1 protein-coding gene is annotated in these 547 nt (G+C 50.3%); it reads left to right on the top strand.

Translation table 11 applies throughout. From position 1 onward, the window contains the following. Nucleotides 1-547 (top strand): reverse transcriptase domain-containing protein (locus ABEA66_RS36085; RefSeq protein ID WP_345595376.1); only part of this gene is annotated, 547 nt, incomplete at both ends.

Here is a 547-nt window from a genome sequence, read left to right as displayed (position 1 = left end):
GAGACGGTGAAAGCCGAACTTCTCGCGGGAACCTACAAACCTATGCCTGTCAAACGGGTGGAAATCCCCAAACCCGGAGGCGGAGTACGGCTACTTGGTATCCCGACCGTAATGGATAGACTCCTTCAACAAGCACTTCTGCAGGTCATGAACTCGATCTTTGACGCTCACTTTTCATGGTACAGCTACGGCTTTAGACCGGGAAAGAGAGCGCATGACGCGGTAAAGCAAGCCCAGCAATACATACAAAACGGTCTTCGGTGGATCGTGGATATGGATTTGGAGAAATTCTTTGACCGGGTAAATCATGACATTCTCATGGCAAGAGTGGCAAGGAAAGTGGCGGATAAGCGAATCCTGAGACTAATCCGTGCCTACCTGAACGCCGGAGTAATGGAAGGTGGAGTTTGCCAGAAAACGGAGGAGGGAACACCGCAGGGCGGCCCTTTAAGTCCATTATTAGCAAACATCCTGCTGGATGACCTAGATAAAGAACTAACCAAACGGGGGCACAAGTTTGTCCGCTATGCGGACGATTGTAACATCT

This window comes from Paenibacillus vulneris, from assembly GCF_039543185.1.
Taxonomy (GTDB): Bacteria; Bacillota; Bacilli; order Paenibacillales; family NBRC-103111; genus Paenibacillus_S; species Paenibacillus_S vulneris.
The sequence above is the reverse complement of the archived record's forward strand: the minus strand, read 5'-3'. Positions and strand labels throughout refer to the sequence as shown.